Consider the following 14,005-nt stretch of genomic DNA (forward strand, 5'->3'; position numbering starts at 1 on the left):
GTCCGGCGTGATCGCGTCGCCCGGCTCGCCGCAGCCCGACGAGAGGAGCCCTGGTGACCAGCAACGACGTGCTCAGTGACCTCGCCGCCGAAGGCGAGGCGATCGACGGCCTGGTAGCGGCGATCACGCCCGAGCAGTGGCAGACGCCCACCCCCGCCGAGGGGTGGACGGTGGCCCATCAGATCGCGCACCTGACCGCCACCTTCCGGATGGCGGCGCTGGCGGCCGGTGATCCGGCCGCGTTCACCGCGATGACATCGCGCCTGAGCCCCGATTTCGACGCCAACGTGGTGAGCGCGATGGCACCGTTCCTGGCGCTGCCGCCCGACGGGCTGCTGGCGCAGTTCCGGCAGGCCCGCGCGGCGGCGCAGGGGGCGCTGGCCGCCGTGCCCGAGGGGCAGGCGGTGCCGTGGCTGGTCCGCCCGCTGCCGGCGCCGGTGCTCGCGGCCGCCGGGATGATGGAGCTGTTCGGGCACGGCCAGGACGTGGCCGATGCGCTGGGCGTGCGCCGCGAGTACACCGACCGGATCGGCCATCTCGCGTTCTTCGCCGTACGCACCTGGGACTTCGGTTACCTGGCCCGGCAGTTGCCGGTCCCGGACGTGGCGTTCCGATTCGAGCTGACCGCCCCGTCGGGGACGGTGTGGCGGTTCGGGCCCGACGACGCCGAGCAGTCCGTCACCGGACCGGCGGTCGACTTCTGCCTGCTGGTGACCCGCCGCCGCAACCGCGCCGACCTCGCGCTGAAGGCCGTGGGCGAGGACGCGGAGCAGTGGCTCGACCTCGCGCAGGCCTATCGGGGACCGGCCGGCCCCGGCCGCCGGCCGGGTCAGTTCGCGGCGGCGTGAGAAAAGACGAGGTTCCGGCGGCCCTGGGCCGCCGGAGCCTCGTCATGTCAGGCCCGGATCAGTGCTCGTCGCGCGGGCAGTTCTGGTAGACCGCGATGCGCCACCCGCCGCCCTGGCGCACCAGGATCCACGACGCCCGGATGGTGTCCGCGGCGGCGAGCTCCGTTGCCCCCTTGGCGATGACACCGCCCTGGGTCAGCAACGCGACCGCGCCCGGAGCCAGCGGCTTGATGTCGATCGGCTGACCGGTGACCGTGGTGCCCTGGTAGCGGCCCTGGTACTCGGCGGCCATGTAGGCGCGGATCGCGTCGCGGCCCTTCTGGTACAGGCCGGGCAGGATCATCGTGCCGTCCTCGGCGAACAGGTCGGCGAAAGCGTCGGCGTCGTTGGCGGCCCAGGCGGCCACCATCTTGGCCGGGACAGCGGCGATCGCGGCCTGCTCGGCCGGGCTGGCGACCGGCGCGGGGGTCGTCGTGGTCATGGCGCACTCCCTTTCCATCATGGACAATCGTCCATTAATCGTCCGGTGTGGCCGATCAACCGCGCACCTTCGAGACTGCCCCGCCGTACGACGCCATAACCGCAGGTCATCCGGGCTGCGGCACATCGCGCAACACCGAAGATGCGCCGTGTGCCGCCCGCGCGGGACCGTAGACAGTGACCGCCCAGGAAAGGGAGCACATGCGCACCGCCATGGTCATCCGTTACAGCACGCGGCCCGAGGTCGCCGACGAGAACGCGCGCCTTGCCGAGGAGGTCTTCGCCGAGCTGGCCGAGAGCAAGCCGGAGGGGCTGCGTTATGCGACGTTCCGGCTCGGTGACGGTGCCGACTTCATGCACGTGCTCGTCGCGCCGGAAGGCTCCAACGCCCTCGCCGAGACGGCGGCGTTCCAGCGTTTCCAGCAGGGCATCGCGTCGCGCTGCGTCGCTCCACCGCAGTTCACCCGGTCGACGGTGGTCGGGGCGTACGGCTTCGGCGACCTCTGATCCGGTCAGCACATCTGCAACCACGCCGCGAGCGCGGTGCGCACGTCGCCGGCTGCGATCATCGTGATCAGCACCGGTATGGAGTAGGTGCACGGCAGCAGCGGGCCGCGCCGCAGACCGGCGAGGACGGACGACGGCAGGGCCCGCGTCCGACGGGTCAACTGACTGCGGCCCGGCCGGCCGGTGAGCCGGCGGCACCCCCTTTTCGTCTGCCGTCGACGCTGGCGGGCGAGCGCTGCGCGGCGAGCCCCACTGTTCCTCCCGAGGTGAGCGGCCCGATGGTGGGCCGGGGCACCCGACTTTGTCAGAGCCGGCCTGCGCCCGCATCTTCGAGATTGCGGCGTCCCCAGGTCGGGGCGGGCCGGGGACCGACCCCCGGCCCGCCCGGACTCACCCGCGCAGTTTGGCCGCGAACGACCGCAGGTCGCCGACGAACAGGTCCGGCACCTCGAACGCCGGGAAGTGCCCGCCTCGGTCGAACTCGCTCCACTGCACGATGTTGGTCAGTCCCCGCTCGGCGAAGCGCCGGATCGGCTGCGCCGGGTCCTGCGGGAACACCGCGATGCCGAACGGCACCGGCAGCGGCGGGGGCGGCGGCGGGGGCGGTGACGCGATCGGCAGCAGGGGCGCGTTGTCGTAGTAGAAGTGGGCGGAGGACGCGCCGGTGGACGTGAGCCAGTAGAGCATGACGTTGGTGAGCAACCGGTCCCGGTCGACGGCGTCCTCCGGCGCCTTGGCCGAGTCGGTCCAGTCCTTGAACTTCTCCACGATCCAGGCGAGCTGCCCGACCGGTGAGTCGTTCAGGCCGTAGGCCAGGGTCTGCGGCCTGGTGGCCTGGATGTGCATGTAGCCGGCCAGTTCGGTGGCGAAGCGCCCGAGCCGTCCCAGCCGGCCCAGCTCCACCTCGGTCAGCGCGGCCATGTCGGCGGGGTCGCCGCTGGGCGGGGTCGGCAGGAAGTTCAGGTGCCCGCCCAGCACGTGCTGGTGGTCCATGCCGGCCAGCATCATCGTGATCCAGGCCCCGAAGTCGCCGCCCTGGGCGAGGTAGCGGTCGTAGCCCAGCCGCGCCATCAGCTGCGCCCACGCTCCGGCCACCCGCGGCATGCTCCAGCCCGGCTCGCGCAGCGGCCCGGACAGGCCGAACCCGGGCAGGGTCGGGATGACGAGGTGGAAGGCGTCGGCCGGGTCGCCGCCGTGGGCGCGCGGGTCGGTCAGCGGCCCGATCACGTCCAGGTACTCCACGAACGAGCCGGGCCAGCCGTGCGTGATGATCATCGGAACGGCGTCCGGCTCGGGCGAGCGCACGTGGACGAAGTGCACGTTCGCCCCGTCGATCTCGGTGGTGAACTGCGGGAACCGGTTGAGCTCGGCCTCGGCGGCGCGCCAGTCGTAGCGGGTGCGCCAGTACTCGGCCAGCTCGCGCAGGTAGTCGGCGGGCACGCCGCGTTCCCAGCCGGCTCCGGGCATCTCGCCGGGCCAGCGGGTGGCGGCCAGCCGCCGGTTCAGGTCGTCGAGGGCTTCCTGCGGGATGTCGATGCGGTACGGGACCATTCAGCACTCCTTGCGACAGAGATCGGCACCGGTCGTCGCGCTCCGGAGCGCGCGGAGGCCGCGTGATGCGGTCGACGGCGGTGCCGGGCCCGGGGGTCAACAGCGCTCGGCGGCCTCACCGTAACCCCCGACGCGACGCTCGGGCATCTTCCTGACCTGCATATATACAGCATTATGAAAGAAATCTTGGCCGCCTGCACCACTAGCATTTTTGTCCATATGCGACCTCCGAACCCTCACCAAGGGAGTCATGGACATGGATGGCCTTAGGCGCGGTCACGCGGTGGTGCTCGGCGGCAGCATCGCCGGAACCCTGGCAGCGCGCGTGCTCGCCGACACCTATTCCACCGTCACCGTCGTCGACCGCGACGTGCTGGTCGACGACGCCGACCCGCGGCACGCCGTGCCGCAGGGTCACCACATCCACGCGCTGCTGGCCCGCGGGCAGCAGATCCTGGAGGAGCTGTTCCCCGGGCTCACCGGCGCGCTGGTCGCCGAGGGCGTCCCGGTCGGCGACTTCGGCACCAGCCTCAGCTGGTACTTCAACGGCCAGATGATCGAGAAAGCCGAGACCGGGCTGGTGTGCGTCGCCGCCGGCCGTCCGCTGCTGGAGGCCCGCCTGCGCGCCCGGGTCCGCGCCCTGCCCAACGTCACCTATCGCGAACGCACCGACATCGTCGGGCTCGTCTCCGCGACCGGGCGGATCACCGGGGTGCGGGTGCAGGGCCACGACGCCGAGCAGCCCGAGACCCTGGCCGCGGACCTGGTCGTGGACGCCACCGGCCGCGGTTCACGCACCGCGCGCTGGCTGCAGGAACTGGGCTACGCCGCGGTGCCCGAGGAACGCGTCAAGATGGACCTGACCTACACGACCTGCGACTTCCACGGCCCGCTGAGCTACGACCCGATCGGCGACGACATCGCGCTGCTGCCGGTGGCGACCCCGGCCATGCCCCGCGGGGCGATCTTCGCGCGGCTGCCCGACCGGTACGCCGTCTCGCTGACCGGCATCCTCGGCGACCGGCCGCCCACCGACATCGACGGGTTCATGGAGTACGTGAAGTCGCTGCCGGTGCCCGACGTCTACAAGGCCGTACGCGACGCCGAGCCGATGGGCAGCCCGCAGACGTTCCGCTTCCCGGCCAGCGTCCGGCGCCACTACGAGGCGATGCCGCAGCTGCCCGACGGGCTGCTCGTCATCGGTGACGCCGCCTGCGTGTTCAACCCCGTGTACGGGCAGGGGATGACCGTCGCCGCGATCGAGACCACGGTGCTGGCCGCACACGTGCGCGACGGGGAGCCGCAGCCGCGCGCGTACTTCCGCGACCTGGCCAAGGTGATCGACGCCCCGTGGACGATGTCGGCCGGCGCCGACCTCGGCTTCCCGGGTGTGGAGGGCCACCGCACCCTGCAGACCCGGCTGGGCAACCTCTACATCCCGCGGCTGCAGGCAGCGGCCGTGCACGACGGGCGGCTGTCGGCGGCGTTCCTGCGCTCGGCCGGGCTGGTCGACCCGCCGACCGCGCTGATGCACCCCCGCATCATCGCGCGGGTGCTGCGCGGCGGCCGCTGAGCAGGCTCAGCCCGCCAGCCGCCCCGCCCGGGCCTCCAGGTACCGCCGCTCCGGCAGGCTGGTGGCCCGGCGGGCGGCGGCCTCGTACTCGGCGAGCGCGGCGGCGGCGTCACCGGCCATCTCCAGCAGGTGCGCCCGCACCGCCAGCAGCCGGTGCCCGCCGGCGAGCCGGTCGTCGCCGTCGAGTGCGGCGAGCAGGTCCAGCCCTGCCCCCGGCCCGTGCACCATGCCGACGGCGACGGCCCGGTTCAGGCGCACCATCGGGTTCGGCCACACCTGCTCGAGCATCCCGTACAGCACGAGGATCTGCGGCCAGTCGGTGTCGGCCGCCTTGTCGGCCTCGTCGTGCAGGGCGGCGATCGCGGCTTGCAGCTGGTAGGGCCCGACCGGGTTGCGGGCCAGGCTGCGGGTCACCAGTTCGGTGCCCTCGGTGATGAGATCCCTGCGCCACCGGGTGCGGTCCTGCTCGGCCAGCGGGACCAGCACGCCCCCGGGCCCGGTGCGGGCCGGCTGGCGGGCCTCGATCAGCAGCATCAGTGCCAGCAGCCCCGCCACCTCGCCGTCGCGGCTCAGCAGCCGGTGCAGCTGCCGGGTGAGCCGGACGGCCTCCCCGGTCAGCTCGGCGCGCTGCAGTTCGGCGCCGGACGTCGCGGTGTACCCCTCATTGAAGATCAGATAGAGGACGTGCAGGACCACCTGCATCCGGTCGTGCAGGTCGCGTCCCGTGGGCATCCGGAACTCTCCCCCGGCGGCCTTGATCCGCTGCTTGGCGCGGCTGATCCGCTGGCCCATGGTCGCCTCGGGCACCAGGAACGCGCTGGCGATCTGCCCGGTGGTCAGGCCGCCGACGGCCCGCAGCGTCAGGGCCATCTGCGAGTCCGGCGTCAGCGCGGGGTGGCAGCACAGCAGCAGTAGCGCCAGCGTGTCGTCGCCGCCGTCCGCGTCGCCCGGGCCGGGCACCACCAGCTCGTCGGCGGACAGGAAGCCCGCCGCGGTGAGTTCTCGCTGCTGGCGGGCCGCCTCGCTGCGGCGCAGGTCCATCAGGCGGCGCGAGGCGACGGTGATCAGCCAGGCCATGGGGTGGTCGGGCAGGCCCTGCTGCGGCCACTGCACCACGGCCGCCAGCAGCGCCTCCTGCACCGCGTCCTCGCAGGCGTCGAAGGAGCCATAGCGGCGCACGAGCACGCCGAGCACCCGCGGAACCAGCCCTCGCAGCAGGTCCTCCATCACATCTCCATGCCGGACAAACCCATCACGGGTCGGATCTCGACCGGGCTGTCGGCTGCGGAAAGCCGGGAGGCGACCTCCAGGGCGCGCTGTGCGCTGTCGACGTCGACGACCAGGAAGCCCGCAAGGTGGCTGAGGGCGACAGCTGCGGGACCGTCGACGGCCAGCGCCACCTCGCCGTGCCGGCGCACGGTCTTGCTGGTCACCGGGTCGGCCAGAGCCGCGGCGGCGACGAGCTCTCCAGACTCCGTGATCTCCCGTAGCAGCAGGTCGAACGCCGCGGTGCGGGCGTCGCACCGGTCCGCGTCCGGACTGCACGGCAGGAACATCGGGTGCACCCAGCTCTCGAGATCACTGTGGATCAGCAGGACATACCTCACACAACCCCTCCGCCCGGGCGCCGGCGCGGCGCCCCTCTGCAAGTGAGTCGGAGCAGCCGGGCTCGGGTTCGACATCGCTGCCGGACCTCGACGTCCAGGGCACCGCCAGGTTATCGCGCCGTGCGGATCGCACGGCCGCGCCGGCGGCGAAACCGGCACGCCGCCGATGTCGTAGCGGCGGTCTTCTGCTGCGACTCACCTATGGGCGGCGCATGCCGTCCACGGGTGGAACGAGCCGGAACGTCCGGCTCCCGCAGACGCCATCGCCACGGGAGGTCGACTGTGCGGCAGTATCCCGACGACGCGGACGGCACCGGGCCGCAGATGGTCCGGGTCGACCGGGTATACGAACTGGCCGGACCGTGCGGCCTGGTGCGCCTTGCCGACCTGTTCGGGGGCCGGTCGTGGCTGGTCGTGTACCACGTCGTGCTGGGTCCGGACCGCGGCCGCGACGTCCGGGCCGGACTGCTCGTCCTGGACTGCCTCAGCCGGCTGCGTCCGCCGCGGCACACGGCCTTCGCCGTCGTCGTCGCCGGGCCGCTGCCACAGCCGGAACCGGCCGCGTGGTACTCGTGCCGCGGCGACTTCACCGCGGACTTCCACACCGGGCCGGATGCAGGACTGTCCGCCACCGCGATCAGCCTGTTCCGCCGTGGCGACGACGGCTGCGTCTACCACGCCCGCGCGCACCACCGCCCGGACGGCCACCTGCTGCACCGCATCACCGGTTTCGGCCAGCCCGCCTGAACCTGCGCACTCCCGAACACGTACGCCGCCGCCGCCGCTCAACGATGACGGCGGTCGGGCGGCCGGACGAGGAAGGCAATGACATGGCCGACAGTGCGCCGACGCCGAGGGCGTCGGTCATCATCCCCACCTACAATCGCGCGGACCTGCTGCGCCTGATGCTGGAACAGCTCACCCGGCAGACCCTGCCGGTGGCGGAGTTCGAGGTGATCGTCTCCGACGACGGGTCCGCCGACGACACGGCCGAGGTCGCCGCCGCGTTCACCGAGCGGCTGCGCCTGAAGTACTGGTTCCAGGAGGACCTCGGCGACCGGGTCAGCCTCGCCCGCAACAACGCCGCCAAGCTCGCCGAGGCCGACCTGCTGATCTTCCTCGACGGCGGTGGGATGATCGCGCCTGACCTGGTGGAGCGCCACCTGATCGCGCACGACGTCCCGCAGCGGCGCACCGTCTGCGGTTACGCCTGGGGCTACGACCCGCGGTATCCGGCGCTGGAGGGATTGGACCGGGATCTGGCCGCGATGCACCCGGAGCAGGTCCTGGCCAAGTACCGGGACCTGCCCGCCTTCCGCGACATCCGACACGAGCCGCTGGCCGCGTGGGATTTCGCCTTCGACGCGATGCCGCTGCCCTGGCAGCTGTTCTTCGCCCTCAACTGCTCGATGCGGGCCGAGGACTTCCATGCGGTAGGCGGCTTCGACGAGGACATGACCGGCTGGGGCTGCGAGGACCTGGAGATGGGGTTCAAGCTCCAGCGTGCCGGGATCTCCATGCACTTCGCGACCGACGCCTGGATCATCGAGTGGCCGCACGAGCGCGACATGTCCAAGCGGTGGCCGGAGATGGTCGCGAACACGTTCAAGTTCCTGCGCAAGTATCCCGAGCCCGTGATCGAGATCGGCTACGTCCTGTGCGCCGACGACGAGTACTGGCGGTGGGAGCCGACCTGGCTGGAGCTGCAGAGCTGGTCGGAGCAGGTCGCCGACGTCGACGTCGCCGACGAGCTCGCGCAGGCGGTGGCGCGGATCGGGGCCGGTGAGCGGATCGCGGTGTTCGGCGCGGGCGCGGTGCTGCCGCCGCAACTGCCGCCATCGGTCGTGGCCGACTTCGACGCCGCGCTGGTGCGGCGGGCCACCGCGGGCACCGCCCACACGGCACTGCACGCGGTGGGCGTGCGCACCCTGCTGGACGACCAGTCGGTCGACACGGTGCTGGTCACGTCCCGGCTGTCCGGGCTGTGGGACACCTGGGGTGAGCACGTCATGACCGAGGCGCACCGTATCGGCCGCAAGGTCGAGCTGCTCGGCCCCGGCATGACAGCAGGCTGACCACCGGCGAGGGGCCGCCGCCGGCTGCGGCGGCCCCTGGTCTGCCGGTCAGCTGTAGGCGCGGGCCTGCAGCGCGAACAGTTCCGCGTAAAGTCCCCCGGCCGTCACCAGCGCCGCGTGGTCGCCGATCTCGGCCACCTCGCCGTCGTGCAGCACGATGATCAGATCGGCCATCCGCACCGTCGAGAACCGGTGCGACACGAACAGGGTGATGGCTCCCGATGCGCGCGACACCCGACCGGCCTGTTCGGCGAAGCGTTCGAACAGTGCGTGTTCGGCGGCCGGGTCCAGCGCCGACGCGGGTTCGTCCAGCACCAGCAGCAGCGGCTCGCCGCGCATCATCGCCCGGCCCAGGGCCAGCCGCTGCCACTGGCCGCCCGACAGCTCCTGCCCGTCGGTCCAGCTGCGGCCGAGCTGGGTGTCCAGGCCGTCGGGCAGCTCGTCGGCCACAGCGGTGGCCTGTGCGCGGTCCAGGGCGTCGCGTACGTGCGGTTCGGAGTCGGCGTGCGGCAGGTCGCCGAGGCCGACGTTGCGCCGCAGGGCCAGCTCGTAGCGTGCGAAGTCCTGGAACCCGGCCGAGATCCGCTCGCGCCACCGCTGCGGCGACACGTGCGCGAGGTCGACACCGTCGACCAGCACCTGCCCGCTGGTCGGCTGGTAGAACCCGCACAGGAGCTTGACCAGAGTCGACTTGCCCGCGCCGTTCTCCCCCACGACGGCCACTCGCGCACCCGCCGGGATGGTGAGGTCGACACCGTGCAGCACCTGCCGTGCCGTGCCGTGGTACGCGAACGACACGTCGCGCAGGGTGATGCCGGTGTGCAGTCGCTCGGGCAGGTCGGGCGTGTCAGCGCCGAGGTCCGGCACGGCGACCTCGTCCCGCAGCCGCCGCAGCCGGGTGAACGCGCCGGACATCCGCTGCAGGGTCTGCAGCAGGGTGACCGCCGTGGTCACCTGCTGGTTCACCTGGACGGCCAGCACGATCACGAGGACGACGTCGCCGACGCCGCCGCGGCCGCTCATCGCGTCGCGGACGACCAGCAGCACCGCGGCGACGTAGGCCAGCGCGAACACGACCTGCCCCACCGAATGGACCACGGTGGCGACGAAGTGGCCCCGGGCCAGGCCCTTGGTGGCCTGTGCCCATTGCCGCTCGTGGCGGGCGACCAGGTCGCGGCTGAGCTGGAACACCCGCAGCTCGCCGGCGACCGTCGCCGACGTGGACAGGTGGAACAGGTTCAGCGCGACGCGGGTCGGCTCGGCGGTCGCCGTGCGGGCCCGGTCCCGGATCCGTTCGGCGGCCCGGCCCGCGACCAGCGGGGGCAGCGCCGCCAGCGGCAGGAGCAGCAGCAGCGGGTTGACCCGGGCCAGCAGCACACCGGTGACGGCCATCGCCAGGACCAGGCCGAGCCCGTTCATCAGGGCGTCCATGGCGCCTTCGAGCTGCCGCCCCTCCTGGCGCAGCACCGTGATCTCGTCGGCGAGTTCGGGCCGCTCGTGGTGCTCGATGCCCGGTGAGCCGTTCGACACGGCCATCAGCTGCTCGTCGAAGTCCTGCTCGGCCATCTCCGCCAGTTCGAAGTACGCGATGTGGGCGAAGTGGGAGAAGGTCAGCATCGCGATGGCCAGCACCGCCACGAGCACACCGCTGCGGATCGCGCCGGCCGCGTCGCCGCCGAGCACCTGCCCGGTCATCCGGCCCAGCACGTAGGCCATCAGCGGTGCGGCCAGCGCGCCGGCGAGCATGAGCACGACGGAGACCACGGCGCGGCGGCGGTCCATCCGCCAGGCCGTCGCCAGCAGGTGCCCGGAACCGCGGATCGCCTCGATCATGCGTCCACCTCCGCGTCGACGAACCGGTCGGCCTGCAGGGTGAACAGCTCCTGGTAGCGGCCGCCGAGCGCCATCAGCTGCTCGTGTGAGCCCTGTTCCAGCACGCCGCCGTCGGACAGCACCACGATGTTGTCGGCGCGGCGCACGCTGGAGAACCGGTGTGAGATCAGCAAGGTGGTCGCCCCCTGGGTGAGTCCGGCGAACTCGTCGAAGAACTGTGCCTCGGCGCGCACGTCGAGGCTGGCGGTCGGCTCGTCCAGCACGACCACGGGCGCGCCGTGGCGCAGCGCGAACAGCGCCCGTGCCAGCGCGACGCGCTGCCACTGCCCGCCGGACAAATCCACCCCGCCGGTGAGGTGCCGGGCCAGCGGCGTGTCCAGCCCGTGCGGCAGCTGGGCGAGCAGGTCGCCGAGCCCGACCGCCTCGGCGGCGCTGCGTGCCCCGGCGTGGTCGGACTGCGCCGCCACGGCCCCGAAGGTGATGTTGTCGGCGATCGACGCCTCGAACCGGGCGAAGTCCTGGAAGATGATGCCGAGCCGGGCCCGCCACTGGTCGACGCTGTAGGCGCGGATGTCGACGCCGTCGGCCAGGATCGCGCCGGTGTCCGGTTCGTACAGGCGGGCCAGCAGTTTCACGATGGTGGTCTTGCCTGCGCCGTTGACGCCGACCAGGGCCGTGCACTTGCCGACGGGGATGGTGAGGTTCAGCCCGGACAGGATCGGCCGGTCCTGACCCGGGTAGCGGAAGCTGACGTCGGCGAACCGGATCTCGGAGACCGGTTCCGGGGCCGGAGAGGTGTCGCCGGTGGCGTCCGTGTCCGGCACCGTGGCGTCGATACGGGCCACGAACTGCTGGAACGCCCGGTAGCCGTACATGCCCACGCAGGTCTGGGTGTCGGCTTCGGCGTAATGCTCCGACAGCCGCAGCGCGCCCAGTACGGCCTGCACCACCAGCACGAACGCGGTGAGCGTGACGCCGTCGGCGGCGGTCGCGCCGAGCCCCGCGAAGACCGCGACGGCCACGACGACACCCCACAGGGTGAACCACACGAACGGCCACAGGTACGCCTTGCGCCGCGCCGCCCGCACCGGCGCCAGCAGGCCCGAGTACGCGTCGGCGAGCTGCTCGCGCAGCCATCCGACCAGCCCGAACACCCGGATCTCCTTGCCGGCCGCGCTGTCGACGGCCAGGCCGCGGACGTAGTCGAGCCTGCGCGACGCGCCCGCCGAGGCGAACCGCACCTTGACGTACTTGCGCAGGCCGCCGCGCTGGCCGTAGCGGAACAGCAGCACCGCTGTGACCAGCCCGGCGGCGGCGAGCCAGGAGAAGGCGTAGCCGACCACGGCCGCGTAGCCGGCCAGTGAGACGTACCTGGCCACCAGGGACAGCAGGCCGGGCACGGCCTGGCCGGGGCTGCGGAACCCGAACTCCAGTTCGCGTGCGGCGTTGCGCAGGTCGTCGAGGGTGGCCTGGTCCTCCAGCGGGCTGATGCCGGGGCTGCGCAGCGACGCGTGCATCAGTGCGCGGAACAGCACGCCGTCGACGCGGCGGGCGGCCAGTTCGCGCAGCAGCGTGACCACGGGGGCGAGCAGTTGCTGGCCGACGAAGGCCGCCGCACCGATCAGGAACGCCTGGACCAGCGACGTCCATTCGGGTGAGTCGAGGCCGGCGTCGACGGCTTGGGGCACCTTGCCGAGCATCACGCTGGTGGCGATGACGAACACCACGGGCAGCACGCCGAGCACCAGGTTGACCGCGGTCAGCACGCAGATCAGGCCGAAGCCGGCGTGCCGGGCCAGCTTGACGATCTCCCACCGCTCCGCGGTCCGTCGGGCGAGCCACCTCATCGGGCTGTCACCTGCCGCTCGTACTCGGCGCAGCTGGGCAGGTTCTCGGCCTTGATGACGTCGTTGATGTTGAAGGGGTGCACCTCCATGCTGGTGAACCTGCGCATCAGCTCCATGATCGGGGTGCGGTACTTGTCGGCCATGTAATCGTAGTTGTCGCCTTCACCGCTCTTGCTGGCTGCGGGGTGCGGCAGGTGCACCGCGGCGGCGTCGCGGCTGAGGGCGAAGTAGGCACCTGCGCGGTGCAGCCGGTAGCCCAGGTCGCAGTCCTCGCCGCCCCAGGCGCGGAACGACTCGTCGAACCCGCCGACCTCGCGGATGAGCGTGGTGGGGGCGGACACGTTGCAGGTCCAGAAGATCGACCACGGTGCGGGCTCGTCGCCGAAGTCGTCGCCGTACTTGGCGTAGTACTCCTCGCGCAGGTCGGGCAGCCTGCCCTCGGCGCGCAGCCAGCCGATGAGCGCGTCGTCGTCGGCCTCGTCGAGGATCTGCTGCATGTGTGCGCTGTCCTCGGCGCTGACGTCATGGCGCGGGGTGTAGGCCCACACGTAGCCGATCAGCGCAAGCGGGCCGTCGGCCGCCTCGTGTACGGCGACGTGTGCACGCAGGCAGCCGGATCCGGCCACGACGCCGTCGTCGATGAACACGCACAACTCGGCGCGGGCGGCGGCGATCCCCATGTTGCGCGCGGCGGCGACCCGCGATCCCAGGTCCTGCTGGTAGAAGTGGCGGACGTCGATCCGGTCCGCATAGCCGGCGACCAGCTCGGCGGTGCCGTCGTCGGAGCCGTCGTCGCAGACGAGCACTTCGTACTCGGTACGGGGCAGGTCCTGCCGGGTGAGCGAATCGAGGGTACGGCGCAGCAGGTGCCTGCGGTTGTATGTGGGGATGATGACGCTGCACTTCAGCACGGCGGACTCTCCTGGGTGCGACGGGCCGGCCTGCGGCCGGCCTGCGGGCTCAGCTGTTGCTCGTTGCGCGGCGGCGCCCGATCGCGCCGCCATAGATGAGTCGTCGCCGCGGTGACGGATTTCGACATGCGGGCCGCGCACGGCCTGCAGTGACGGTATTCGATATCAGTGGACCGACACGCCGTCCTGGAAGACGCACTGGCGCGGTGGGCCGGGCTAGGCTCGGGTGGGCGGCTCCCCGTGCCGGCTCATCGACGTGACCGGAGATCCAGCACATGAAGTACGTGGTGCTCATCTACAACAACCCGACCGCGTGGCAGCATCCGATGTTTCTCCAGAGCGGGCCGCTGTCCGAGCAGGAGCGCGCCGAGCGGACCAGCGAGTTCCAGACGCTGCTCAAGGAGCTGACCGAGACCGGCGAACTGGTGGACTCGGCGGCGCTGGGCGACCCGGCGCACAGCATCGCGCTGCGTATGCGCGAAGGGGTACTGGCCGCGACCGACGGGCCGTTCGCCGACGTCAAGGAGCATCTGGCCGGCTATTTCGTGCTCGACTGCGCGACGCCGGAGCGGGCACTGGAGCTGGCGCGGCGTTTCCCGGACGTGCGGGCCGGCGGCGTCGAGCTGCGCCCGGTGCTGGACCCGTCCGAGCTGCGCATGTGAGATCCACAGCCGCCAGCGGCGGGGGGGGGGGGGCGGCGGCGGGGGGGGGTTAGAGGTCGGGCGGGGGGGGCCGGCGGGGGGGCCCCCCGGGGGGGGGGGGGGCGGGGGCGC

At 72.2% G+C, this 14,005-nt stretch carries 14 protein-coding genes; 6 read left to right on the plus strand and 8 right to left on the minus strand.

Annotated features, from left to right (window positions below; all coding sequences use genetic code 11):
* Positions 1 to 50: 50 nt before the first annotated feature.
* A complete protein-coding gene (locus AB0B66_RS25175) occupies positions 51 to 848 on the plus strand; it encodes a TIGR03084 family metal-binding protein (protein ID WP_360534518.1) in 798 nt (265 codons plus the stop codon).
* A 58-nt stretch (positions 849 to 906) separates the two neighbouring features.
* Here AB0B66_RS25175 and AB0B66_RS25180 read toward each other — a convergent pair whose 3' ends face one another.
* Positions 907 to 1,329, minus strand: coding sequence for an SgcJ/EcaC family oxidoreductase (locus AB0B66_RS25180; RefSeq protein WP_360534421.1), 423 nt, complete (start codon positions 1,327 to 1,329; stop codon positions 907 to 909).
* Between the two features lie 200 nt (positions 1,330 to 1,529).
* Between AB0B66_RS25180 and AB0B66_RS25185 the strand changes: the two genes are divergently transcribed.
* Positions 1,530 to 1,835: a hypothetical protein gene (locus AB0B66_RS25185; RefSeq protein ID WP_360534423.1), complete on the plus strand. Its 306-nt coding sequence runs from the start codon at positions 1,530 to 1,532 to the stop codon at positions 1,833 to 1,835.
* A gap of 5 nt (positions 1,836 to 1,840) precedes the next feature.
* Here the strand turns inward: AB0B66_RS25185 and AB0B66_RS25190 are convergent, their stop codons facing one another.
* Together AB0B66_RS25190 and AB0B66_RS25195 are read right to left on the minus strand one after the other, a co-directional pair.
* Positions 1,841 to 1,996, minus strand: coding sequence for a hypothetical protein (locus AB0B66_RS25190; RefSeq protein WP_360534425.1), 156 nt, complete (start codon positions 1,994 to 1,996; stop codon positions 1,841 to 1,843).
* 229 nt (positions 1,997 to 2,225) lie between these two features.
* Positions 2,226 to 3,386: an epoxide hydrolase family protein gene (locus AB0B66_RS25195; protein ID WP_360534427.1), complete on the minus strand. Its 1,161-nt coding sequence runs from the start codon at positions 3,384 to 3,386 to the stop codon at positions 2,226 to 2,228.
* A 256-nt stretch (positions 3,387 to 3,642) separates the two neighbouring features.
* On the opposite strand from AB0B66_RS25195, the gene AB0B66_RS25200 reads away from it, so the two are divergent.
* Positions 3,643 to 4,959, plus strand: coding sequence for an FAD-binding protein (locus AB0B66_RS25200; RefSeq protein WP_360534429.1), 1,317 nt, complete (start codon positions 3,643 to 3,645; stop codon positions 4,957 to 4,959).
* A 6-nt stretch (positions 4,960 to 4,965) separates the two neighbouring features.
* Here AB0B66_RS25200 and AB0B66_RS25205 read toward each other — a convergent pair whose 3' ends face one another.
* Entirely contained in the window at positions 4,966 to 6,186 is a 1,221-nt protein-coding gene (locus AB0B66_RS25205) for a DUF6596 domain-containing protein (RefSeq protein WP_360534431.1), read from the minus strand.
* Positions 6,186 to 6,566: a YciI family protein gene (locus AB0B66_RS25210; RefSeq protein WP_360534433.1), complete on the minus strand. Its 381-nt coding sequence runs from the start codon at positions 6,564 to 6,566 to the stop codon at positions 6,186 to 6,188. The genes AB0B66_RS25205 and AB0B66_RS25210 overlap by 1 nt, the downstream gene beginning before the upstream one ends.
* A gap of 282 nt (positions 6,567 to 6,848) precedes the next feature.
* Here AB0B66_RS25210 and AB0B66_RS25215 point away from each other — a divergent pair, with 282 nt between their 5' ends.
* Both AB0B66_RS25215 and AB0B66_RS25220 read left to right on the plus strand, forming a co-directional pair.
* A complete protein-coding gene (locus tag AB0B66_RS25215; protein ID WP_360534435.1) occupies positions 6,849 to 7,313 on the plus strand; it encodes a DUF899 family protein in 465 nt (154 codons plus the stop codon).
* Positions 7,314 to 7,396: 83 nt separating this feature from the next.
* Entirely contained in the window at positions 7,397 to 8,641 is a 1,245-nt protein-coding gene (locus AB0B66_RS25220; RefSeq protein ID WP_360534437.1) for a glycosyltransferase, read from the plus strand.
* A gap of 48 nt (positions 8,642 to 8,689) precedes the next feature.
* Here the strand turns inward: AB0B66_RS25220 and AB0B66_RS25225 are convergent, their stop codons facing one another.
* The 3 genes from AB0B66_RS25225 to AB0B66_RS25235 are packed head-to-tail and all read right to left on the minus strand — an operon-like array spanning position 8,690 to position 13,232.
* Entirely contained in the window at positions 8,690 to 10,474 is a 1,785-nt protein-coding gene (locus tag AB0B66_RS25225; protein WP_360534439.1) for an ABC transporter ATP-binding protein, read from the minus strand.
* Positions 10,471 to 12,321 carry an ABC transporter ATP-binding protein gene (locus AB0B66_RS25230; protein ID WP_360534441.1) on the minus strand — a complete coding sequence of 617 codons (1,851 nt, stop codon included), beginning with the start codon at positions 12,319 to 12,321 and terminating at the stop codon, positions 10,471 to 10,473. Before AB0B66_RS25230 ends, AB0B66_RS25225 begins: the two co-directional genes overlap by 4 nt.
* Entirely contained in the window at positions 12,318 to 13,232 is a 915-nt protein-coding gene (locus AB0B66_RS25235) for a glycosyltransferase (RefSeq protein ID WP_360534443.1), read from the minus strand. Before AB0B66_RS25235 ends, AB0B66_RS25230 begins: the two co-directional genes overlap by 4 nt.
* Positions 13,233 to 13,507: 275 nt before the next feature.
* On the opposite strand from AB0B66_RS25235, the gene AB0B66_RS25240 reads away from it, so the two are divergent.
* Complete coding sequence (locus tag AB0B66_RS25240) at positions 13,508 to 13,894, plus strand: YciI family protein (protein ID WP_360534445.1); 387 nt, start codon at positions 13,508 to 13,510, stop codon at positions 13,892 to 13,894.
* Positions 13,895 to 14,005 lie beyond the last annotated feature (111 nt).

It is taken from the genome of Catellatospora sp. NPDC049111, from assembly GCF_040648615.1.
Classification (GTDB): Bacteria; Actinomycetota; Actinomycetes; order Mycobacteriales; family Micromonosporaceae; genus Catellatospora; species Catellatospora aurea.

What these genes read in the sequence shown, in the direction of transcription:
- AB0B66_RS25225 (WP_360534439.1), bottom strand. Translation starts at nt 10,474, where the DNA reads ATGATCGAGGCGATCCGCGGTTCCGGGCACCTGCTGGCGACGGCCTGG.
- AB0B66_RS25180 (WP_360534421.1), bottom strand. Translation starts at nt 1,329, where the DNA reads ATGACCACGACGACCCCCGCGCCGGTCGCCAGCCCGGCCGAGCAGGCC.
- AB0B66_RS25200 (WP_360534429.1), top strand. Translation starts at nt 3,643, where the DNA reads ATGGATGGCCTTAGGCGCGGTCACGCGGTGGTGCTCGGCGGCAGCATC.
- AB0B66_RS25230 (WP_360534441.1), bottom strand. Translation starts at nt 12,321, where the DNA reads ATGAGGTGGCTCGCCCGACGGACCGCGGAGCGGTGGGAGATCGTCAAG.
- AB0B66_RS25205 (WP_360534431.1), bottom strand. Translation starts at nt 6,186, where the DNA reads ATGGAGGACCTGCTGCGAGGGCTGGTTCCGCGGGTGCTCGGCGTGCTC.
- AB0B66_RS25240 (WP_360534445.1), top strand. Translation starts at nt 13,508, where the DNA reads ATGAAGTACGTGGTGCTCATCTACAACAACCCGACCGCGTGGCAGCAT.
- AB0B66_RS25220 (WP_360534437.1), top strand. Translation starts at nt 7,397, where the DNA reads ATGGCCGACAGTGCGCCGACGCCGAGGGCGTCGGTCATCATCCCCACC.
- AB0B66_RS25195 (WP_360534427.1), bottom strand. Translation starts at nt 3,386, where the DNA reads ATGGTCCCGTACCGCATCGACATCCCGCAGGAAGCCCTCGACGACCTG.
- AB0B66_RS25185 (WP_360534423.1), top strand. Translation starts at nt 1,530, where the DNA reads ATGCGCACCGCCATGGTCATCCGTTACAGCACGCGGCCCGAGGTCGCC.